At 70.1% G+C, this 20,746-nt stretch carries 17 protein-coding genes; 3 read left to right on the forward strand and 14 right to left on the reverse strand.

Going from position 1 to position 20,746, the window contains the following annotated elements:
* Positions 1–44: 44 nt before the first annotated feature.
* The 13 genes from GWK16_RS22385 to GWK16_RS22445 all read right to left on the reverse strand — a co-directional run bounded on the left by GWK16_RS22385 (position 45) and on the right by GWK16_RS22445 (position 15,694).
* Complete coding sequence (locus GWK16_RS22385) at positions 45–548, reverse strand: (2Fe-2S)-binding protein (RefSeq protein WP_168037915.1); 504 nt, start codon at positions 546–548, stop codon at positions 45–47.
* 90 nt (positions 549–638) lie between these two features.
* On the reverse strand, positions 639–848 hold the full coding sequence (locus tag GWK16_RS22390; RefSeq protein WP_170056206.1) for a hypothetical protein: 210 nt from the start codon (positions 846–848) through the stop codon (positions 639–641).
* 67 nt (positions 849–915) lie between these two features.
* Positions 916–1,947: an ABC transporter ATP-binding protein gene (locus tag GWK16_RS22395; RefSeq protein ID WP_170056207.1), complete on the reverse strand. Its 1,032-nt coding sequence runs from the start codon at positions 1,945–1,947 to the stop codon at positions 916–918.
* Positions 1,944–2,933, reverse strand: a complete 990-nt coding sequence (locus GWK16_RS22400; protein WP_170056208.1) for an ABC transporter ATP-binding protein — start codon at positions 2,931–2,933, stop codon at positions 1,944–1,946. The genes GWK16_RS22395 and GWK16_RS22400 overlap by 4 nt, the downstream gene beginning before the upstream one ends.
* Before the next feature lie 5 nt (positions 2,934–2,938).
* Entirely contained in the window at positions 2,939–3,865 is a 927-nt protein-coding gene (locus GWK16_RS22405) for an ABC transporter permease (RefSeq protein ID WP_170056209.1), read from the reverse strand.
* Complete coding sequence (locus GWK16_RS22410; protein ID WP_170056210.1) at positions 3,865–4,806, reverse strand: ABC transporter permease; 942 nt, start codon at positions 4,804–4,806, stop codon at positions 3,865–3,867. Before GWK16_RS22410 ends, GWK16_RS22405 begins: the two co-directional genes overlap by 1 nt.
* A gap of 25 nt (positions 4,807–4,831) precedes the next feature.
* Positions 4,832–6,424, reverse strand: a complete 1,593-nt coding sequence (locus GWK16_RS22415; RefSeq protein ID WP_170056211.1) for an ABC transporter substrate-binding protein — start codon at positions 6,422–6,424, stop codon at positions 4,832–4,834.
* A 168-nt stretch (positions 6,425–6,592) separates the two neighbouring features.
* Positions 6,593–8,179 carry an ABC transporter substrate-binding protein gene (locus tag GWK16_RS22420; protein WP_170056212.1) on the reverse strand — a complete coding sequence of 529 codons (1,587 nt, stop codon included), beginning with the start codon at positions 8,177–8,179 and terminating at the stop codon, positions 6,593–6,595.
* A gap of 12 nt (positions 8,180–8,191) precedes the next feature.
* A complete protein-coding gene (locus GWK16_RS22425) occupies positions 8,192–9,784 on the reverse strand; it encodes an ABC transporter substrate-binding protein (protein ID WP_170056213.1) in 1,593 nt (530 codons plus the stop codon).
* Positions 9,785–9,850: 66 nt separating this feature from the next.
* The gene (locus GWK16_RS22430) at positions 9,851–11,440 is read right to left on the reverse strand and encodes an ABC transporter substrate-binding protein (protein ID WP_170056214.1); all 1,590 of its coding nucleotides are present in this window, start codon (positions 11,438–11,440) and stop codon (positions 9,851–9,853) included.
* 83 nt (positions 11,441–11,523) lie between these two features.
* Entirely contained in the window at positions 11,524–13,119 is a 1,596-nt protein-coding gene (locus tag GWK16_RS22435; RefSeq protein ID WP_170056215.1) for an ABC transporter substrate-binding protein, read from the reverse strand.
* 137 nt (positions 13,120–13,256) lie between these two features.
* A complete protein-coding gene (locus tag GWK16_RS22440; RefSeq protein WP_170056216.1) occupies positions 13,257–14,783 on the reverse strand; it encodes an aldehyde dehydrogenase family protein in 1,527 nt (508 codons plus the stop codon).
* A complete protein-coding gene (locus tag GWK16_RS22445; RefSeq protein ID WP_211187657.1) occupies positions 14,780–15,694 on the reverse strand; it encodes an NAD(P)-dependent oxidoreductase in 915 nt (304 codons plus the stop codon). Before GWK16_RS22445 ends, GWK16_RS22440 begins: the two co-directional genes overlap by 4 nt.
* A 30-nt stretch (positions 15,695–15,724) precedes the next feature.
* On the opposite strand from GWK16_RS22445, the gene GWK16_RS22450 reads away from it, so the two are divergent.
* On the forward strand, positions 15,725–16,177 hold the full coding sequence (locus tag GWK16_RS22450; protein WP_170056217.1) for a GtrA family protein: 453 nt from the start codon (positions 15,725–15,727) through the stop codon (positions 16,175–16,177).
* Between the two features lie 5 nt (positions 16,178–16,182).
* On the opposite strand, the gene GWK16_RS22455 is transcribed toward GWK16_RS22450, so the two are convergent.
* A complete protein-coding gene (locus GWK16_RS22455) occupies positions 16,183–17,385 on the reverse strand; it encodes a glycosyltransferase family 2 protein (protein ID WP_170056218.1) in 1,203 nt (400 codons plus the stop codon).
* 291 nt (positions 17,386–17,676) lie between these two features.
* Here GWK16_RS22455 and GWK16_RS22460 point away from each other — a divergent pair, with 291 nt between their 5' ends.
* Both GWK16_RS22460 and GWK16_RS22465 read left to right on the forward strand, forming a co-directional pair.
* Complete coding sequence (locus GWK16_RS22460; protein ID WP_277613670.1) at positions 17,677–19,362, forward strand: type I secretion system permease/ATPase; 1,686 nt, start codon at positions 17,677–17,679, stop codon at positions 19,360–19,362.
* Positions 19,359–20,744 carry an HlyD family type I secretion periplasmic adaptor subunit gene (locus GWK16_RS22465; RefSeq protein WP_170056220.1) on the forward strand — a complete coding sequence of 462 codons (1,386 nt, stop codon included), beginning with the start codon at positions 19,359–19,361 and terminating at the stop codon, positions 20,742–20,744. The genes GWK16_RS22460 and GWK16_RS22465 overlap by 4 nt, the downstream gene beginning before the upstream one ends.
* Positions 20,745–20,746 lie beyond the last annotated feature (2 nt).

Raw genomic sequence — 20,746 nt, forward strand, 5'->3', positions numbered from 1 at the left:
TGCCGGTCTTCCTTGGGGCGCCCGACGGCGCCCGGGGCGCGGCCTTATTCGGCCGCGCGCGCGATCTCGCTCCGCTTGCCGTGCATGACCTCGGCCGCGGCGGCGATCGCCTTGACGATGTTGTGGTAGCCCGTGCAGCGGCAGAGGTTGCCCTCGAGACCCTCGCGGATCTGCTGCTCGGTCAGGCCCTCGGGGTGCTTCTGCACCAGGTCGATGGCCGACATCACCATGCCCGGCGTGCAGAAGCCGCATTGCAGGGCGTGGTACTCGCGGAAGGCTTCCTGCATCGCGTGAAGGGTGCCGTCGGCCTTGGCCAGGCCCTCGATCGTCGTGACGTTCGCCCCGTTCGCCATCACGGCGAGGGTGGTGCAGGACTTCACGCTCTCCCCGTTGATGTGAACGACGCAGGCGCCGCACTGGCTGGTATCGCAGCCCACATGGGTGCCGGTGAGGCGCAGCGTCTCCCGCAGGAGCTCAACGAGGAGGGTCCGGCCCTCCACTTCCGCCGTGTGGGTCTGGCCGTTCACGGTCAGTGTGACCTGCGGCATCGCGCGTCTCCCCAGAAAGTCCGGTTTGGATGTCGGGCATGTGGCGCCCGGCCGTCGGGGCGCAAGCCTCGCCTCGCCGCCCATGCCTCGTCAAGCGTCGCTGGCGGGGCCCCGCTGATTCCGCGTCAGCAGCATCAGGATGAGCAGCACCGGCGTCGCCACGGCCCAGACGGGCCCCAGCACAGGCAGCAATCCCAGCGGCAGCACCAGCACGCGCAGGACGGGCGAGGCCGGCGATGCCTCCTCGATCAGCAGCCCGGCGACGAGCATGACGAGGCAGATGGCCGCGACCGCCTGCAAGGCCCAGAAGGCCCGGCGGACCAGGAGCGCGACGCCGCCCGCGGGCGGCGCCGTCTGTCCCCCGCGGTCAGTGATGCGCGATCACCGCCGCGCCCCGGGCACCCGCGAGCGGGTTCTCGGCCGCGGGCCGGTCGTGCAGGTGGCAGGCCGCGAAGTGGCCATCCTCGGTCTGCCGCAGCTCCGGTTCGTCCTGCCGGCACCGATCGAAGGCATACGGGCAGCGCGTATGGAAACGGCAGCCCTTCGGCGGCTTGATCGGGGACGGCACGTCGCCCTTGAGGATGATGCGCTCGCGCGCCGCGCCTGGCTCGGGCACCGGCACGGCCGACAGCAGGGCCTCGGTGTAGGGATGCTTCGGGGCCGCGAACAGCTGACGCCTCGGCGCCACCTCCACGATCTTGCCGAGGTACATGACCGCGACGCGGTGCGTCATGTGCTCGACGATCGCGAGGTCGTGGCTGATGAACAGCAGCGCCAGGCCGAGTTCCTTCTGCAGGTCCTGCAGCAGGTTCACGATCTGCGCCTTCACCGACACGTCGAGGGCCGAAACCGCCTCGTCGCAGATGATCAGGTCGGGTTCGGGCGCGAGCGCGCGGGCGATGCAGATGCGCTGGCGCTGCCCGCCCGAGAACTCGTGCGGCCAGCGGTTCACCGCGTCCCGCGGCAGGCGCACGCGGTCCATCAGTTCACCCACGCGGCGTTCGAGGTCCGCCGAGTCCTTGGCCAGGCCGAAGTTGCGGATCGGTTCTGCCAGAAGGTCCCGCACCCGCATGCGCGGATTGAGCGAGGAGAACGGGTCCTGGAAGACCACCTGCATCCGCCGGCGCATCGGCCGCAGCGTGCCGGGCGCCATGTCGTCGATGCGCTGCCCGTCGAGCACCACCTGCCCGGCCGTGATGTCGAACAGCCGCAGGATCGCCTTGCCGACCGTCGACTTGCCGCAGCCCGATTCACCGACGAGGGAGAGCGTCTCCCCCTTGGCGATCGAGAAGGACACGCCGTCCACCGCATAGACGTAACCCGTGGTGCCGCCGAAGAAGCCAGCACGGATCGGGAAATGCTTCTTGAGGTCGTTGACCTCGAGGATCGGCGTGCTCATGCGGCGACCGCTTCCTTGATGGCGTAGTGGCAGGCCGCGATGTGACCGGGGGCCTTCTCCTCGAGGGCCGGGGCGACCTTCCGGCAGAGATCGGTCGTATGCGGGCAGCGGCTGGCGAAGACGCAGCCTTCGATCTTCTTCTTCAGGCTGGGCACCAGGCCCGGGATCTCCTGCAGGCGCGTCTCCTCGCCCGTCAGGGAGGATCCGAGCTTCGGCATCGAGCCGAGCAGACCCTGGGTGTAGGGATGACGGGGCGCGCCGAACAGCTTGTCGACCGCCGCCTCCTCCACCTTCCGGCCGGCATACATGACGATCACCCGCTCCGCGACCTCGGCCACGACGCCGAGGTCATGGGTGATGATGACGATCGCCGCGCCGACCGTGCGCTTGAGGTCGCGCATGAGATCCAGGATCTGCGCCTGGATGGTCACGTCGAGCGCCGTGGTCGGCTCGTCCGCGATCAGCAGCTTCGGATTGCAGGCGAGCGCGATGGCGATCATCACGCGCTGGCGCATGCCGCCCGACAGCTGGTGCGGGTACTCCTTCACGCGCCGCTGCGGTTCGGGAATGCCGACCAGCTTCAGCATCTCGACCGCCCGGGCCTCGGCCTGGGAGGCCGACATGCCCTGGTGCAGCCGCAGCGTCTCGCCGATCTGGCGGCCCACGGTCAGCACCGGGTTGAGGGAGGTCATCGGCTCCTGGAAGATCATGGAGATCTCGTTGCCGCGAACGGCACGCATCTCCCTGTCCGACAGCTTCAGCAGGTCGCGCCCGTTGAAGCGGATGGAGCCGGCGATCTTGCCCGGCGGCTCAGGGATGAGCCGCAGGATCGACATGGAGGTGACGGACTTTCCGCAGCCGGACTCGCCCACGATCGCGACCGTCTCGCCGGCCTCGACGCTGAAGGACAGCCCGTCGACGGCGCGGTTGACGCCGTCGGGGGTGCGGAAATGGGTCTGCAGGTTCTCGACTTCGAGCAACGCCATCTGAATCAGAGCCTCTTGGCCATGCGCGGATCGAGCGCATCGCGCAGACCGTCGCCGAGGAGGTTCACCGCAAGCACGGTGATGGACAGGAACACCGCCGGGAAGAAGACGATGTAGGGCTTCACCTGCCACAGGGCGCGGCCCTCGGCCATGATGTTGCCCCAGGACGGGATGATCGGCGGCGTGCCGGCGCCGATGAAGGACAGGATCGATTCCACGATCATCGCCGAGGCGCAGACATAGGTCGCCTGCACCGTCATCGGCGCGATGGTGTTGGGCAGGATGTGCCGCCAGATGATGACCGGCGTGCGCGTGCCGCAGGACACCGCCGCGTCGACATAGGGCTGTTCGCGCAGGCTGAGGACCACGCCGCGCACGAGGCGCGACACGCGCGGGATCTCCGCCACGGTGATGGCGAGGATCACGTTGCCGACCGAACCGCGGGTCAGCGCCATCAGGGCGATGGCGAGCAGGATCGACGGGATCGACATCAACCCGTCCATGACGCGCATGATGATGCCGTCCGCCCAGCGCACGAAGCCCGAGATCAGGCCGATGGCCAGACCCGCGACCGAGGCGAAGAAGGCGACCGCGAAGCCGACGATGAGGGAGACGCGGGCGCCGTAGACGACGCGCGAATAGACGTCGCGCCCCAGCATGTCGGTGCCGAACCAGTACATCGCCGAGGGTTCGCGCGTGCGCCGCGCCGGCGCCAGCGCCGTCGGGTCGACGGTCCAGAGCAGCGGCGCGAAGACCGCCATCAGGATCATCAGCAGCACGATGGTGCCGCCGATGGCGATGGACGGGTTGCGGTACATGAAACCCCAGAGGCCCTTCCGGACCTTCACGGGGGGCATGATGTCGGGCGTCGGCGCCGCGGCCTTGACGGCCTCCGGCGCGACGTCGCCCGGGCTGAGAACGGAAGCGGACATCAGTACCGGATCCTCGGGTCGAACAGGGTGTAGAGCAGGTCGATCGCCAGATTGACCAGCACATAGACGAAGGAGAACAGCAGCACGACGCCCTGGATGACGGGGTAGTCGCGCCGCAGGATCGCATCCACCGTCAGGCGTCCGAGGCCGGGAATGGCAAAGACGCTTTCGGTGACGACCGCGCCGCCGATCAGCAGCGCGATGCCGATGCCGATGACCGTCACGATCGGCACGGCCGCATTCTTGAGGGCGTGGAGGAACAGGATCGACGTCTGCCCCGCGCCCTTGGCGCGCGCGGTGCGGATGTAGTCCTGCTGCAGCACCTCGAGCATGGTCGCGCGCGTGATGCGCGCGATCAGCGCGATGTAGACCGACCCCAGGGCGACCGCGGGCAGGATCAGGTTCTCGATCCAGGGCACGAAGCCCTGCGAGAACGAGGTGTATCCCTGCACCGGCAGCCAATCGAGCTCGAGCGCGAAGATGTAGGCCAGCAGGTAACCGACCACGAAGACCGGCACCGAGAAGCCCAGCACCGCGAAGCCCATGACGGCGCGATCGATCCAGGTCCCGACCTTCCAGGCCGCGACCACGCCCATCGGCACCGCGATCGAGACCGCGAGGCAGAGCGTCACGATCATCAGCGACAGCGTCGGTTCGATGCGCTGCTTGATCATCGTGACGACCGGCAGGTTGGTGAAGATCGACACCCCGAGGTCGCCCCGCATGATGTCGAACACCCAGGATCCGAACCGTACCAGGTACGGCCGGTCGAGACCGAGGCTCTGGCGGATGCGTTCGACATCCTCCGGCGTGGCCTGGTCACCCGCGATCACCGCCGCCGGGTCGCCAGGGGCGATGTAGAGGAGACTGAAGACGAAGAGCGCAACGATGGCCATCACCGGGATGGTGGCCAGCACGCGCCTGACAACATAGGCGAACATGATCGCGGATTACCCGTTCAGTGGATCAGGACTTGGAAACGCCCCAGACGAAGGGAATTGGACCCTTCACGATGCCGGAGACATTCCGGCGCCAGGCCTGGTAGCCAACGAAGAAGCCGGTCGGGCAGTAGACGACATTCTCGACCGCGGCGCGGTTCAGGCGACCGATCGCCGCACGCTCCTGCTCGATACTCGTCGCGGCGAGCCAGTTCGGAACCTCGGCCTCGACCGCGGGCACGTTCGGCCATCCGAACCAGGCACCATCGCCGTTCGCGCGAACGGCGTTGTAGATCACCGGATTGATGGCGTCCGCGCCGGCGTGCCAGGTGTGGAACATGCTCCAGCCGCCCTGGTTCGGCGGGTTCTTCATCGCGCGGCGCTGGCCGACCGTGCCCCAGTCCGTCGCGACGAAATCGACGTTCATGCCCAGCCGCTTCAGCAGGTCGGCCGTGACGTCGCCGAAGGCCTTCGTGATCGGCTGGTCCTGCGCGACGATGCAGATCACCGGCTCGTTGTTGTAGCCGGCCTCGCGCAGCAGCTGCTTGCCGCGCTCGAGGTTCGCGGCCTTCATCATCTCGCCGCCTTCCTCGGTATAGAGCGGCGTGTTCGGCGTGAAGAAGCCGCCCAGCGTCTTCCACAGCGCGGGGTCGTCGCCGACCAGCGCGCGCATGTAGTCTTCCTGGCGCAGCGCGGTCATCACCGCCTGGCGTACCTTCACGTTGTTGAAGGGCGGGTGCAGGTGGTTCATCCGGAAGGATCCGATATTCCCCAGCGGATCCGCGATGTCGACCATGATGTTGCGGTTGCGCCGCAGCACCGGCACGAGGTCGGTGATGGGGTTCTCCCACCAGTCCACCTCGCCGTTCTGCAGGGCGGCGGACGCGGTCGCCGGGTCGGGCATCACCACCCATTCGACCCGGTCGATGAGCGCACGCTTGCCGCCCGCGAGCCAGGAGGCCGGCTCGTTGCGCGGCACATACCCGTCGAACTTCTGGAACACGGCCCGCGCGCCCGGCACCCATTCGTTGCGCACGAAGCGATAGGGGCCGGAGCCGACATACTCGTTGATCTGCGTGAAGGAGTCGGTCTTCGCGATCCGCTCCGGCATGATGAACGCCATCGGCGTCGCATTCTTGCCGAGCGCCATCTTCATCTTCGTGAAGGGCGCCTTCAGGCGCCAGCGGAAGGTCCGGTCGTCGACCGCGACCAGTTCCTCGTTCAGCGCGCGCAGCAGCTGACCCATCGGGTCGCGCGGCATCCAGCGGGTGAGCGAGGCGATGACGTCGACCGAACGGACCGGTTCGCCGTCGTGGAACCGCAGGCCCTCGCGCAGCTTGAAGGTCCAGGTCTTGCCGTCCTGGGACACTTCCTCGCCTTCGACCATCTGGCGCTGCGGCTCAAGTTTGTCGTCGAAGCCGTACAGCGTGTCCCACACCAGCACCGCGGCGTTGCGGACGACGTACTGCGTACCCCAGATGGGATCGAAGTTGGCGAGGTTCGCCTGCGGCACGAAGCGCAACGTGCGTGCCGCTGCGCCCTGCGACAGCGCCGGCGCGGAAATGCCGCCCGAGGCGCCGATCGCCACCGCGCCCGCCTTGAGGAACGTCCTGCGGTCCATTCACCGTCTCCCTTGTGTCATCCGGGCCAGCCCCTGATGCCCGTCTTGAAGTCACATTGCATCAATAACGTGCGGCCGACCAGCGGCCCGGCGGGGTCTACCCCCGCCGGGCCGCGGCCTGGCGTCCGCTCGCACCGTCAATGCAGCACGGGGCGTGCCAGAGCCCGCTCAGGTCTTGCTGATGTTCCAGAAGACCGTCGCAGGGGCACGGAAGACACCGCTGACGTTCCGCCGCCATACGGAAGGCTGCCAGTAATAGCCGAGGGGGATGTAGTACATGGCCTGCATCGCCTCACGGTTGAGCGCCTCGGCAATGCGGCGCCCCTCGGCCGGGTTGCCGCCCTTCTCGACCCATTCGGCACGCAGGCGCTCGACTTCGGGGACGTCCGGCCACCCGAACCAGGCATCGTTGCCGTTCGCGCGCAGGAACAGATGGAAGACGGGCAGCGCCAGGGACTGGCCCGAGGAGGTGGTGTGGATGATGCTCCACCCGCCGCGCTCCACCGGCTCCTTGCTCGCCCGGCGCTGGATCAGCGTGCCCCAGTCCGCCGAGATGAGCTCGAGATTCATGCCGAGGCGGCGAATGATGTCCGCCGTCATCAATGACAGCGCATTGATCTGCGGGTAGTCGCCCGGCGCGATCAGGACGACCTTCTCGCCGTTGTACCCCGCGGCCTGCAGCGCGGCCTTGGCGCGTTCGATATTGCGCACCTTGAGCACGTCGCTGCCCACCTCATTGGCAAGCGGCGTATCGCAGGTGAACACGCCTTCGCATGCCCCCCAGCCGGCCGGGTCGTCGCCGGCCACCGCACGCAGGTAGTCGCGTTGATCCACCGCCATCGCGACCGCCCGACGGATGGCCGGGTTGTTGAAGGGCGGCTGCAGCGTGTTGAAGCGGCAGATGCCATAGGTGCCGTCGGTCAGGCGCTGCTCGACCACGACCCCGCGGTTCCGCCGCAGCATCGGCAGCAGGTCGTGCAGCGGATACTCCCAGTAGTCCTGCTCGCCCTGCGCCATGGCGCTGCCGCTGGTGGCCGGGTCCGTGATGATCGTCCATTCGACGCGATCGAGCCGCGGCACGCGTCCGCCGGCGAGGCCGTCCACCGCCTCCTGCCGAGGCACGTACCGCTCATTCTTCGCCCAAACGGCGCGCTGGCCGGGGTTCCACTCGTCGCGCAGGAAGCGGAACGGGCCGGAACCGACCGTCTCGCGCACCTGCTGGAAGGCATCGGTGCGCGCGATGCGCTCCGGCATGATGAAGCAGGGGAACTGCGTCTGGCCGAGCGCCACCAGCAGCAGCGGCGTCGGCTTGTGCAGGCGGAAGCGGAAGCGCCGGTCGTCGAGCGCCGTCAGCTCCGCGACATTCGGCCACAGCACCTGGGTGAAGGGATCGCGCCGCCGCCAGCGGTCGATGGAGGCGACGCAATCCTTCGCCAGGACCTTCTCCCCGTCATGGAAGACGAGGCCCTCGCGCAGCGTGAAGGTCCAGGTCAGGCCGTCCTGGGAAATGTCCCAGCCCTCGGCCATCTGGGGCTTCACCTCTCCCTTTCCGTCCGTCGCGCAAAGCTGGTCATAGACCAGGAAGGCGTGGTTGCGGGTGACGACCGCCGTCGTCCACACCGGGTCGAGGCTGGTGAGGTTCGCCTGGGGGATGACGCGCAGCGTGCGCGCCGCAGCCCCCTGCGACAGCGCCGGCGCCGACACGCCGGCCGTGGCAATGCCGGCCGTGGCGCCGAGGAAGGTCCTGCGTTCCATGATCCCTGCCCCTTACGTGCGCCGGATGTTCCAGAAGAGCGCGAGCCCCGGCACGCGGCCGGTCAGGTTGCGGCGGATCGCCGTCATCGACATGTACGACCCGATCGGGACGTAGGGCAGGTCATCCATCGCGACCGTCTGCATCTCGCGCGCGAGGCGCTGTTCGGTCGCGAGGTCCGGCGCCTCGAACCAGGCGTCGCGCAGTTCCTCGAGCCGCGGGACGGTCGGCCAGCCGAACCAGGCATTGGCCCCATTGGCACGCATCGGGAAATGCGCCGCCGGGTCGACGAAATCCACCGAGGAGAAGGAGGTGAACAGCATCGACCAGCCGTTGCGCTCCACCGGCTCGCGCGACGCGCGGCGGGTCACGGTGGTGCCCCAGTCGGACAGCGCGATGTCGGCATTGAAGCCGAGCCGCCGCACCAGATCCGCGCCGACCTGCGTCATGGCGGCGGGGGCGAGGATGTCGGTCGGCCCGATCAGTCGCATCAGCTGGTTGGTGTAGCCGGCCTCGCGCATCAGGGCCTTGGCGCGGTCGATGCTGCGCGGACCCATCAGGGGCGCGAGCCCGGCATCGTTCGCGAGCGGCGTGCCCGGCGTGAACAGGCCAACCCCGGTGCGGTAGATCGAGGCATCGGTGCCCACCACCGCCTGCATGAAGTCCTCCTGGCTGATTGCCGGAAGGATCGCCTGGCGCATCTTCTTGTCGTTGAAGGGCGCATGCAGGTGGTTGAAGCGCAGGATGCCGGTCAGCGGCAGCGGGTCGATCGCCTCGATCGCGATGCCGCGGTTCCGGCGCAGCAACTGCTGGATCTCGGGCGGCGGCTGCTCGTACCAGTCGATCTCGCCGGTCTGCAGCGCCGCCGCGGCGGTCGAGGCGTCGGTGATGATGTTCCACTCGACGCGGTCGAAATGGGCGATCTTCGGGCCCGCGGTCAGGCTCGGCGTACCGGAGGACAGCGGCACGTAGTCGGCGAAGCGTTCGTAGACGACGAGGCTGCCGGAATTGAACTCGTCCGCCTTGAACTTGAAGGGGCCGGAGCCGATCGCCTCGCGCACCTGCTGGAACGCGTCCGTCTCCGCAAGACGCTGCGGCATGATGAAGGCCGGGCTGTTGGAGACCTGGCCCAACGCCTTGAACAGGAGCGGGAACGGCCGCTTCAGCTTGAAGCGGAGCCGGCGGTCGTCCACGACCTCGAGCGACTCCACAACCGTCGCGAGCTTCTGCCCGAACGGGTTGCGCTTCATCCAGCGCGCGATCGACGGTACCGCGTCCTGCGCGCGCACCGGTTCGCCGTCGTGGAACTTCAGCCCCGGGCGCAGCGTGATCGTGACGGTCTTGCCGCCATCGTCGAGGACATGGCCTTCCGCCATCTGCGGCTGCGGCACGAAGTTCGCGTCGAGGCCATAGAGGCTGTCGAAGATCATGTGCCCGTGGTTGCGGGTGATGTTCGCCGTCGTCCAGATCGGATCCAGGCTCGTCAGATTCGCCTGCGGCACCATCTTGAGGACGCGGTTCTGCGCAGGTTGCGCGGTCGCGAATCGCGGCAGCGCCCCCGCGGCCCCAGCCACGGCGGAGGCCTTCAGCAGGTCACGGCGGTTCATGTCAGTCTCCCAGCCTTAAAGCGGCCGGCATCAGACCAGCCGCGGCCGGGATCGGCAACCCTCGGATCAGCCCTTCTGAACGTTCCAGAACAGGGGCAGCCCCTTGAGCAGGCCCGAAATGCCGCGCCGATAGGCGGTTGCCTGGAAATACTGGCCGAGCGGCAGATAGGCCCCCTCGCGAAGGGCCTCGGCCTGAATCTGGCGCGCGAGGCCCTGCTGGGCCGCGAGATCCGGCGCGTCGAACCACTGCGTGCGGAGTTCTTCCATGCGCGGCATGGTCGGCCAGCCGAACCAGGCGCGTTCGCCATTGCCGCGCAGCGCCTGGTGCACGCCCGGATTGGCCGTGTCGATGCCGGACCAGAAGGTGAAGAACATGCTCCATCCGCCCTCGGACGGCGGGGCACGGTTCGCACGGCGGCGCACCAGCGTCGCCCAGTCGTCGGCGACAAGCTCGACCTGCATGCCCACGCGGCGCAGCAGATTCGCCCCGGCATTGGCGATCGCCGCCAGCGTGGGAAAGTCCGTCGCGGCGAGCAGCACGACCTTCTCGCCCGCATAGCCGGCCTCGGCGATCTCGCGCTTCACCTTGTCGATGTCGCGGCTGCCGGTGAGGACCGACAATCCTTCATCATTCGCGAGCGGCGTGCCGGGGCCGAAGATGCCGACATCGTCGCGCCACAGGCTGCGGTCGGCCCCGACGACCGCGGTCATGAACTCTTCCTGGTCCACGGCGCCGAGCAGGGCATGGCGGATCGCCATCCGATCGAAGGGCGGATGGAGGTGATTGAAGCGCGCCATCCCCACGAAGCCTGTCGGGTCGGGGATCTCCATCACCACCGCGCGGTTGCCGCGCAGCGCGGCCTGGCGATCGACCGGCGGGTTCTCCCACCACTGCGCCTCGCCGGCGATCAGCGCATTCGCCGCCGTGCCGGAATCGGGCATGGCGAGCCATTCGACACGGTCGAGATGCACCCGCTTCGGACCCGCGGTCCAGGTGGTGACACCCTCCGCCCGCGGCACATAGTCGGCGAAACGTTCATAGACCGCGCGGCTGCCGGGTTCGCGCTCCGCCGCGACGAAGCGGAACGGACCGCTGCCGATGATCTCGGTGACCGGCTGGTTCGGCGGGGTTGCCGCGATCCGCTCCGGCATGATGAAACAGACGGGCGGCGTCACCTTCGCCAACGCATCGAAGAGCAGGGGGAACGGGCGCTGCAGGCGGAAGACGATGCTGCGCTCATCGGGCGCGACGATCTCCTCCGTCCGCGCCATCAGCACCTGGCCCATCGGGTCGCGCGCCGCCCAGCGACGGATCGATGCGACGCAGTCGGCGGCCCGCACCGGTTCCCCATCGTGGAACTTCAGGCCCTCGCGCAGGCGGATGGTGACGCGTCGGCCGTCATTCTCGACGGCGTGGCTCTGCGCCATCTGCGGTTCGGCCGCATAGTCCTGGTTCAGGCCATACAGCGTGTCCCAGACCGCGAAGCCATGGTTGCGCGTGGCCGCGGCGGTCGTGACGATCGGATCGAGCACGGCCGGGTCGGCCTGAGGAATGAACTTCAGGACGCGCGAGGCACCGGAGGTCCCCTGCCCCAGCGCAGCCCGCGCAGGCGTGGCGGCCGATGCCGCCGCGGCAAGGAAATGGCGTCGCTTCATTCTCGGGCCTCGGCTCACCGGGCCCCTTCTGGCCGGATCGCCCGGCGCCTTGCAAGGGGGCGCCGGGCATTCACGGACCCGTGTCAGGCCCGCCGGACGTTCCAGAACAGCGGCGGCTGGCCCTTCAGGATGCCGGTCAGGTTCCGGCGATAGGCGGTCGGCTGGTAGTACATGCCGGTCGGCACATAGGGCACTTCCTGGAAGGCGATGCGCTGCATCTCCGTGGTCGCCGCCAGCGCCGCGGCCGCGTCCGGCGCGTCGAACCAGGCGTTGCGCTGGGCCTCGATGGCCGGGATGGTCGGCCAGCCCGGCCAGGCCGCGTCGCCATGGCCGCGGATCGAGGCGTGGCTCGCCGGGTTCCAGTGGTCCACGCCCGACCAGAAGGTGAAGAAGCCCGACCAGCCGCCCTGCTCGAGCGGATTCTTGCTCGCGCGGCGCTGCACCACCGTGCCCCAGTCGGCCGAGACCAGGTCGACATCGAAGCCCATGCGGCGGAACAGGTCCGCACCCACCAGGGTCGCGGCATTGATCGAGGCCAGGTCCGTCGCGTTCATCAGCACCAGCTTGGCACCCATCGCGCCCGCCGCCTGCAGCTCCGCCCGCGCGGCATCCACGGACTTCTTCAGCCGGTCGATGCCGACGGTCGAAGCCGAGGGGGATTCGGGCGCGAAGTAGCCGATGTTCTCGCGCTTCAGCGTCTGGTAGCCCGGCACGGTCGCATCGCCGATCACCGCCGTCATGAAGTCCATCTGGCTGATGGCGGTGATGACCGCGCGGCGCACCGCGGGATTGTTGAACGGCGCGGTCAGGTGGTTCGGGCGGAAGATGCCGATCAGTCCGGTGGCATTGATCACGTCGACCGCGACGTTGCGGTTGCGCGCGACCAGCGGGAAGAGGTCCGCGGTCGGCTGCTCCCACCAGTCGATCTCACCCGATTGCAGCGCGGCCGCGGCGGTCGAGGCGTCGGGAATGATGCGCCATTCGACGCGGTCGAAGTTCACCACCTTCGGGCCGGCGGTCATCGACGGCGTGCCATTCGGCACCGGCACGTAGTCGGCGTTGCGCGTGTAGACGACGTTCGACCCCGGCACCCATTCGTTCTGCACGAAGCGATAGGGGCCCGAGCCCACCGCCTCGGTGATGTTGGTGAAGGGATCAACGTTGGCGAGCCGCTCGGGCATGATGAAGAGGCAGCTCGTCGTGACCTTCGAGAAGGCCTCGAGCATCTTCGGGAAGGGCCGCGACAGCTTGATGGTGAAGACGCGGTCGCTGTCCTCGGTCATGTCGGCGACGCGGGCGATCAGCTCCTGCCCGAAGGCGTCGCGCCGGCCCCAGCGCTTGATGGAGGCAATGCAGTCCCGCCCGCGCACCGGCGTGCCGTCGTGGAACTTCAGCCCCTCGCGCAGGGTGAAGCGCCAGAGCAGGCCCCCGTTCTCGACCACATGGCCCTGCACCATCTGCGGCACGGGCTCGAACTTGTCGTTCATGCCGTAGAGCTGGTCGAAGACCAGGAAGGCATGGTCGCGCGCCACGAAGGCGGTGTTGGTGAAGGGGTCGATGTTGGGCAGGTTGGCGTGCGGGACGTATTTCAGCGTGCGCGCCGCGGCCGGCTGCGCGATGGCGAAACGCGGCAATGCGGCGGCAACGGCCGCGGCGGCCAGCAGGTCGCGTCGGAACATCGGAACTTTCTCCGTTCGGTGAAGCCGAGGGGGAGCCTAGCGGCGCGCGCTCATCCGATCCAGCGGGGGCCGCGCCCCTTCCGCGCGGCCGGACGGGACCGGTATGCACGCTCTGGACGGGCGGCGGGCGGGCCGACCTAGTACCCCGCCGGCCGGTGCCCGAAGCCGAGCGCCGGGGTTTCCGCGGTGTCGATCCAGACCGCCTTGGACTGGGTGAGCTCCGCCAGCACCTCCGCCCCCGAGGACCGTCCGTAGCCCGAGGCCCCGAACCCGCCGAAGGGCACCGAGACATGGATGGTCCGGTAGCCGTTCACCCAGAAGGTGCCCGCGCGCACCGCCGCCGCGACCCGGTGTGCACGGCCGACGTCGCGCGTCCAGACCGCCCCGGCCAGGCCGAATCGCGTGTCGTTGGCCAGCGCGATCGCCTCCGCCTCGTCGTCGAAGGGAATGGCGGCGACGACCGGCCCGAAGATCTCCTCCTGCGCCGGCCGGGCGCCGTTGGTCAGGCCCGCGAGCACCGTGGGCGGCACCCAGAAGCCCTCGGCCGGCAGGCCCGCGGGCGGCGATGCGGCGATCACCTCGGCACCTTCGGCCGCGCCTGCGCCGACCAGGGCGCGGACATGGTCGAATTGCCGTGCGTTCGCGACCGGGCCCATCTCGGTCGCGGCATCGAGCGGATCGCCCATGCGGATGCGCCGCGCCGCCACGGCCATGGCGGCGACGAAGCGGTCATGGACGGATCGCTGCACCAGCAGGCGCGATCCGGCGACGCAGGATTGCCCGCTGCCGGCGAAGATCGCCTGCTGCGCGCCCTGCACCGAGGCCGCGAAATCGGCGTCGTCGAAGACGATGTTGGCGCTCTTGCCGCCGAGCTCGAGCACGCAGGGAATGGTCCGCGCCGCGCAGGCCGCCGCGACCGCCGCACCCGAGGCCGGGCCGCCAACGAAGGTGACGCGCGCCACCTCGGGCGCGCCGAGCAGCGCCGCCCCGGTCCCCTGCCCCGGCCCGCAGATCACCTGCACCAGGCCGCGCGGCAGCCCCGCCTCGAGGCACAGCCGCCCCAGCGCGAGGGAGGTCAGCGGCGTGAATTCGGACGGCTTCAGCACCACCGCGTTGCCCGCCGCCAGCGCCGGGAACACGTTCCAGCCGGCGGTGAACAGCGGCGCGTTCCACGGCGTGACGGCCAGCACCACCCCGTAGGGCTCGCGGCGGACGATGACGGTGTGGCCCGAGGGCACGGGCACCGTGCGGCCCTCGATCTTGTCGCACCAGCCGGCCCAGTACTCGGCCATCTCGGCGACGCGCGCGGCCTCGGCGCGGGCATCGCGCAGCGGCTTGCCGGACTGCGCGGATTCGAGGCGGGCCAGCGCCTCGGCATCGCGCCGGACCAGGGCGCCGACAGCCCAGAGGCGCCGCCCACGCTCGGCGGCCGACAGCGCCATCCACGCGCGCTGCGCCCGCGCCGCGCCGGCGCAGGCCGCCGCGACCGTCGCGGCATCCGCCGCGGCATAGTCCAGCAGCGCGGACCCCGTCGCCGGATCGGTCAGCGCGACCCGGTCGCCGCTGCCTTCCACGACCTCGCCATCCACGAGGCTCCCGGCGCGCCCGCCGAGCAGCGCGTCGAGACCGGACAGCAGCGTGTCCCTGGCGGCGAAGGCGGTCATGCGGTCGCCCCCTCGAAGATCGCGGCGGAGAGGCGATTGAAGTCCTCGACATCGGGCACGGCACCGGACAGCGCCTCCCAGGCAGCGGCGGCGCGGGCCGTTGCGTCGAGCGGCGCGCCGACCGCCTCGGCCAGGGCGACCGCGAGGCGCACGTCCTTGCGCATCAGCCCGGCGCTGAAGCCGGAATCGAAGGTCCCGCTCGCGATCCAGCGGGGCCAGTTGATCTCCGTCGCGGCGGAACGCCCGGTCGCGCCGTTCAGCACCGGCAGCAGGGCCTCGGGCGCGACGCCGGCGCGGGCACCGAGGCGCAGCGCCTCCCCCGCCACCACCAGGTTGGTCGCGACCATCAGGTTGTTCACCAGCTTCGCCACCTGGCCCGCGCCCGAGGCGCCGATATGCAGGATCTTCGTTGCGACGCGATCGAGGTCCGGCCGAGCGCGGTCGAGGGCGGCTGCCTCCCCCCCGATCATCATCGCCAGCGTGCCCGCGGCCGCTCCCGCCGGTCCGCCCGAGACCGGCGCGTCGAGATAGGCGCAGCCCGCCGCCGCAACCCGTGCCGCGAAGTCGCGAACGGCGCCCGGCGAGAGCGTCGAGGTGTCCGCGATCACCGCCCCCGCCGGCAGCCCGGGCAGCAGCGCTTCGAGAACGGCCGCGACGGCCGCCTCGTTCGGCAGGGAGAGCAGCACGACCGCATCGGCGATCCCGCCGAGCCCTTCCGGGACCACCGCCCCGGTCGCTTCCGCCGCCGCGCGCTTCGCGGGATCGAGGTCCCAGGCCGGGGGCGCCAGCCCGAGGCCGCGCAGGCGGGTGACCATCGCCATGCCCATGTTGCCGAGACCCACCACCGCGACCATGCAGCACCCCGTGCGGACGACGCCGCGGAAGGTGGCAGCGGGGCCGAGGCTGGGCAAGCCGCGCCGGCCGCCCTACACCCCTCCCCCATGACGGAAATCCCGATCATCGGCCCGGCGCTGACACGGCTGCTCGGCGCCCCACGCGCCGCGTTGCTGCAGCAGTTCCTGCGCTTCGGGGTCGTCGGGGTGATCGGCTTCGTGGTCGATACGGCGGTGCTCTATGCCGGGCTCGCGCTCGGCGCGGGCCTTTATCTGGGCCGCGCGGTTTCCTACGTCGCGGCGGCGACGGCGACCTGGGCGCTCAACCGCGCCTGGACCTTCCGCGGGCGCGGCACCGGCGGGCCGATCCACCGGCAATGGCTGCTTTTCGTGGTGGTCAATCTCGGCGGCTTCGTCCTCAACTACGGGACCTACGCGCTGCTCGTGACCTTCGTGCCGACCGTCGCCGCGCACCCCGTGCTGGGCGTCGCCGCCGGTGCCCTCGCCGGCATGTTCGCCAATTTCGCGCTGTCGCGGCAGATCGTCTTCCGCGACGGCTGACCGCGTCAGGCCTCCGGCCCCTTCGCGCGCATCATGCCGAGCAGGGCGACGAAGAACGCCCCGAAGGCGAGTTGCAGCCCGAGCAGCATGGACGTCACCGAGGCGATGGTGACGCGCATCGCGGCCATGCCGGTGAGCGGCCCGAAGCGCTCGGCGCCCCAGATCGCCACCGCCGCGACGCCCAGGCCCAGACCCAGCACCACCAGCACCGCCGCGACGATCAGGGCCGGCTCGAGTCCGAAGCGCCGCAGCGCGGCGGTCAGGCGCGGGTCTTCGGGCACGACGCCTTCCTGCGCGCCATAGATCCGGGCGAAGACCCAGAACTGCACGGCCTGGAACCCCATGACCATGGCGCCCGAGGCATAGAGCAGAGTGTGGACGTCCAGCGTCACCCGGCCCAGATGCAACGACCCCGGCAACAGCAGCGCCATGCCGACGGCACCGAGCAGGAACAGCGCGGCACCCGGGTAGAGGAACAGCCAGCGCGGACAGAAGGCGAGCAGGAAGCGCAGGTGCCGCCATCCGTCCCGCCAGGAGCGCAGATGCGGCGGGCGCGACCGCCCGTCCGGGGATAGGGTCGTCGGCACCTCGGTGATGCGCAGGCCCTTCACCGTCGCCTTCACCACCATCTCGGAGGCGAACTCCATCCCCGGCAGCCGCAGGTCGAGCGCCAGCATCGCGTCGCGGTTGAAGCCGCGCAGCCCACAATGGAAGTCCCGCACCGGGCTGTGGAAGAAGACCCGCCCCACCGTCGAGAGCACTGGGTTTCCGAGGTAGCGATGCAGGGGCGGCATGGCGCCCGGCTTGATGCCGCCGCGGAAGCGGTTGCCCATCACCAGTTCGTAGCCCTCGCGCAGCTTCGCGACGAAGGGGTCGAGCGCCGTGAAGTCATAGGAATCGTCGCTGTCGCCCATGATGACGTAGCGCCCGCGTGCGGCCCGGATGCCGGCGATCAGCGCCGCGCCGTAGCCGCGCTCGGGCACGGGTAGGACGCGCGCGCCAAGCCCTTCGGCGATGGCCTGACTGCCATCGGCGCTGCCGTTGTCGGCGACCAGGACCTCGCCGCGGACGCCGCTGCGCGCGAGGTAGTCCATCGCCTTGCGCACGCAGACGCCGAGGGTCTCCGCCTCATTCAGGCAGGGCATGAGGATCGTCAGTTCCACCGTGCCGCCGTCCGATGCCGAGCCTGGCCGCGTCGCCGTATCCATGTTGTCCTGCCGCTCCCGTTACGGCGCGCTACCGCAGGTCGGAGTCCCCGTCCAGCGGCCCGCACTTGCTTCTTTCATCTAGATTTCGTGATTCCGAGGGCAATAGTGTCGGGGGCGGCCTGCGCCGCAGGCGGTCCGGGGGTCGGCTGCCCCCGAGCGCCGACGACAGGGAGAAAGCCGTGACCGCGCCCATATCCGATGCCGCAGCCGAGGACCCCGCGGCGCGTGGTCTCTGAGATCCGACCGTTGCCGGGGGAGACGGCCCTTGCCGCCACGCCGCTGGCCCGCGCGATGGCCGCCTGCCGGCGGCAGCTCATGGCGGTCGGTGTCTTCAGCGGCGTGGTCAACATGCTGCAGCTCACCGTCTCGCTGTACATGATGCAGGTGTTCGACCGGGTGCTCGCCACCCGCAACGTCAACACCCTCGTCTACCTGACGATCATCGCCATCGCCGCTCTCGGCCTTCTCGCGGTGCTCGAGGCGGTGCGCACCCGCGTCATGCAGCGCATTGGCGGCTGGATCGAGGCGAAGGTCGCCCCCGAGGGCTTCGCCCGCGCGGTCGAGAGCCAGCTGCGCGGCCGCCCCTACCGGATGGAGGCGCTGCGCGACCTCGCCACCTGCCGGACCTATCTCGGATCGCCGGCGTCGCTGTCGCTGTTCGACGTGCCCTGGGTGCCGGTCTTCCTGCTCGTCATCTTCATCCTGCACCCCCTGCTGGGCGTGGTCGCCCTCGGTGGGGCGCTCATCCTGCTGGCGCTGACGCTGCTGAACGAGGTCGCGACCTCGAAGCTCCTGCGGGAGGCGAACAGCGCCGGCCTCGCCAGCCAGCGCCGCGCGGAATCGATCGTCCGCAACGCCGAGGTGATCGACAGCATGGGGATGCTGTCGGCCGTGCTGGCGCGGTGGCAGGCGAGCGTGGCCCGCACCGCCGAACCGATGAACCGCGCGCTCGACCGCGGCGCGCCGCTGCTGGCGCTGACCAAGTTCGCGCGGCTCGCGGTGCAGGTCGCGGTGCTCGGCGTCGGGGCCTGGCTGGTGCTGGAACAGCAGCTGACCTCCGGTGCATCGATCGCCGCCTCGATCATCATGGGTCGGGCGCTGGCGCCGGTCGAACAGATGATCGGCGGCTGGCGACAGCTGGTGCAGGCGCGCCAGTCCTGGAAGCGGCTGCAGGCGTTCCTGGTGCTGCCGCGCCTTCGCCCGCCGGGCATCGCGTTGCCGGCCCCGCACGGGCACCTTTCGGTGGAGCGCGTCACCTTCGGTTTTCCCGGAACCAACGTCCCGGTGGTCAAGGGCGTCACCTTCGCGCTCGAAGCCGGCGAGAGCCTGGCGGTGATCGGCCCGTCGGCCGCCGGCAAGACGACGCTGATCCGGCTGCTGACCGGCACGCTGCAGCCGGCCTCGGGCGCGGTGCGGCTCGACGGCGCGGATGTCCACGCCTGGCAGCGGGAGGATTTCGGCCAGTATGTCGGCTACCTGCCGCAGGATGTGGAGCTGTTCGACGGCACGGTGCTGGACAACATCGCCCGCATGGCCGAGGCGCCGGCCGAAGCGGTATTCGATGCCGCGCGCCTCGCCGGCTGCCATGACATGATCCTGCGCCTGCCCAAGGGCTACGAGACCGAGATCGGCGAGGGCGGCCAGCATCTCTCCGGCGGGCAGCGCCAGCAGATCGGCCTCGCCCGCGCGATGTTCGGCGGTCCGCGATTCGTCGTGCTCGACGAACCCAACAGCAATCTGGACGGCGATGCCGAAGGCGCCCTGCTGCGCGCCCTGCATGAGTTGCGCCGGCGCGGCACGACCGTCGTGCTGGTCTCCCATCGCCCGGTGCTGGTGCAGGGGGTCGAGAAGGTCCTGCTGCTGCGCGACGGCGCCGTCGAGATCTTCGGTCCGCGCGCCGAGGTGATGAAGCGCCTGATGAAGCCGGCCCAGCCGACGCCGATCGCGGCACAAGCGGGCCGGGAGGCGCAGGCATGAGCGACCTGTCCACCCTGCCGCCGGCCCGGGACGTCGCCGAACAGCGCACGCCGCTTCCGCCGATCCGCCTGGCGCTGCCGGCCCTCCCCGAACCGCCCGCGGCGCCGCGCACGCGCGGTGCCATCCTGTTCGGCTTCGCGGCCATGCTGGTCTTCTTCGGCGCCTTCGCGGCCTGGTCGGTGCTCGCCCCGCTGTCCGAGGCCGCGATCGCGCCCGGCATGATCAAGGTCGAGGGCACGCGACGGACCATCCAGCACCTCGAAGGCGGCATCGTGCGGGAGATCCTGGCGCGCGACGGCGACCGCGTGCGGGCGGGCCAGTTGCTCATGCGCCTGGACGACGTGCGCGCCGCCGCCGACCTCGAGGCGCTGCGCAGCCAGCGCTGGGCCTACCTGGCCCAGGATGCCCGGCTGACGGCCGAACTCGAGGACCGGCTCGACATTCCCTTCCCGGCGGAATTGCTGGCCGCCAATGAGCCACGCGCGGCGGACGGCATCGCCGGACAGCGCGCGGTCCACGAGGCGCGGCGCGCGGCAATCCTCAGCCAGGTGGCAGTCCAGGACGCAAGGATCGCCCAGCAGGACGCCCTCATCGCCGGCGTCGGCGGCCAGTTGCGGGCGCAGCGCAGCCAGCTCGAGCTGATCCGGCGCGAGGAGGAGCTGACCCGCACGCTGGTCCAGCAGGGGCTGCAGCGCCTGCCCACCCTGCTCGCCCTGCAGCGCACCGCCGCCGGGCTGGAAGGGCAGATCGAGGACCTCCAGGGCCAGATGGAGCGCGCCCGCCAATCGATCGCCGAGGCGCGCAGCACCATCGACAGCATCGTCGGCCAGCGCCGCCAGGATGTCGCGGCCGAGCAGCGCGATGTGCGCACACGCCTCGCCGAGGTCGAGGAACGCCTGCGCGCGGCACAGGACGTCGCGGTCCGGCGCGACATCGTCGCCCCCGAGGACGGAACCGTCCTGAACCTGCGCCTGTTCAACATGGGCGCCGTGGTGCGGCCCGGCGACCCGGTGATGGACCTCGTCCCGGCGCGCGATCGCCTGATCGCCGAGGTCAATCTGCAACCCTTCGACATCGACGTGGTCCATCCCGGCCTGCTCGCCGAGGTGCGCCTGCCGGCCTTCAAGCAGCGCCTGGTGCCCTACCTGCACGGCCACGTCACCTTCGTCGCGCAGGACGTCACGATGGATGAGCGCACGCGCCAGACCTATTACCGCGTGCACATCCTGATCGACGCCGACCAGCTCGAACGCCTCCAGGGCGTGCAACTTGTCCCCGGCATGCCGGTCGAGGCCATGATCCAGATCGGCGAGCGCAGCTTCCTGCGCTACATCACTCAGCCGCTGCGCGACAGCTTCGCGCGGGCCTTCCGCGAACAATAGGA

It is taken from the genome of Neoroseomonas marina (assembly GCF_012927745.1).
GTDB lineage: Bacteria > Pseudomonadota > Alphaproteobacteria > Acetobacterales > Acetobacteraceae > Neoroseomonas > Neoroseomonas marina.

Bases quoted from the DNA above. Each gene is read 5' to 3' on its own strand.
- GWK16_RS22385 (WP_168037915.1), bottom strand. From the start codon at position 548: ATGCCGCAGGTCACACTGACCGTGAACGGCCAGACCCACACGGCGGAA.
- GWK16_RS22395 (WP_170056207.1), bottom strand. From the start codon at position 1,947: ATGAGCACGCCGATCCTCGAGGTCAACGACCTCAAGAAGCATTTCCCG.
- GWK16_RS22400 (WP_170056208.1), bottom strand. From the start codon at position 2,933: ATGGCGTTGCTCGAAGTCGAGAACCTGCAGACCCATTTCCGCACCCCC.
- GWK16_RS22405 (WP_170056209.1), bottom strand. From the start codon at position 3,865: ATGTCCGCTTCCGTTCTCAGCCCGGGCGACGTCGCGCCGGAGGCCGTC.
- GWK16_RS22410 (WP_170056210.1), bottom strand. From the start codon at position 4,806: ATGTTCGCCTATGTTGTCAGGCGCGTGCTGGCCACCATCCCGGTGATG.
- GWK16_RS22415 (WP_170056211.1), bottom strand. From the start codon at position 6,424: ATGGACCGCAGGACGTTCCTCAAGGCGGGCGCGGTGGCGATCGGCGCC.
- GWK16_RS22420 (WP_170056212.1), bottom strand. From the start codon at position 8,179: ATGGAACGCAGGACCTTCCTCGGCGCCACGGCCGGCATTGCCACGGCC.
- GWK16_RS22425 (WP_170056213.1), bottom strand. From the start codon at position 9,784: ATGAACCGCCGTGACCTGCTGAAGGCCTCCGCCGTGGCTGGGGCCGCG.
- GWK16_RS22430 (WP_170056214.1), bottom strand. From the start codon at position 11,440: ATGAAGCGACGCCATTTCCTTGCCGCGGCGGCATCGGCCGCCACGCCT.
- GWK16_RS22435 (WP_170056215.1), bottom strand. From the start codon at position 13,119: ATGTTCCGACGCGACCTGCTGGCCGCCGCGGCCGTTGCCGCCGCATTG.
- GWK16_RS22440 (WP_170056216.1), bottom strand. From the start codon at position 14,783: ATGACCGCCTTCGCCGCCAGGGACACGCTGCTGTCCGGTCTCGACGCG.
- GWK16_RS22450 (WP_170056217.1), top strand. From the start codon at position 15,725: ATGACGGAAATCCCGATCATCGGCCCGGCGCTGACACGGCTGCTCGGC.
- GWK16_RS22455 (WP_170056218.1), bottom strand. From the start codon at position 17,385: ATGGATACGGCGACGCGGCCAGGCTCGGCATCGGACGGCGGCACGGTG.
- GWK16_RS22460 (WP_277613670.1), top strand. From the start codon at position 17,677: ATGGCCGCCTGCCGGCGGCAGCTCATGGCGGTCGGTGTCTTCAGCGGC.
- GWK16_RS22465 (WP_170056220.1), top strand. From the start codon at position 19,359: ATGAGCGACCTGTCCACCCTGCCGCCGGCCCGGGACGTCGCCGAACAG.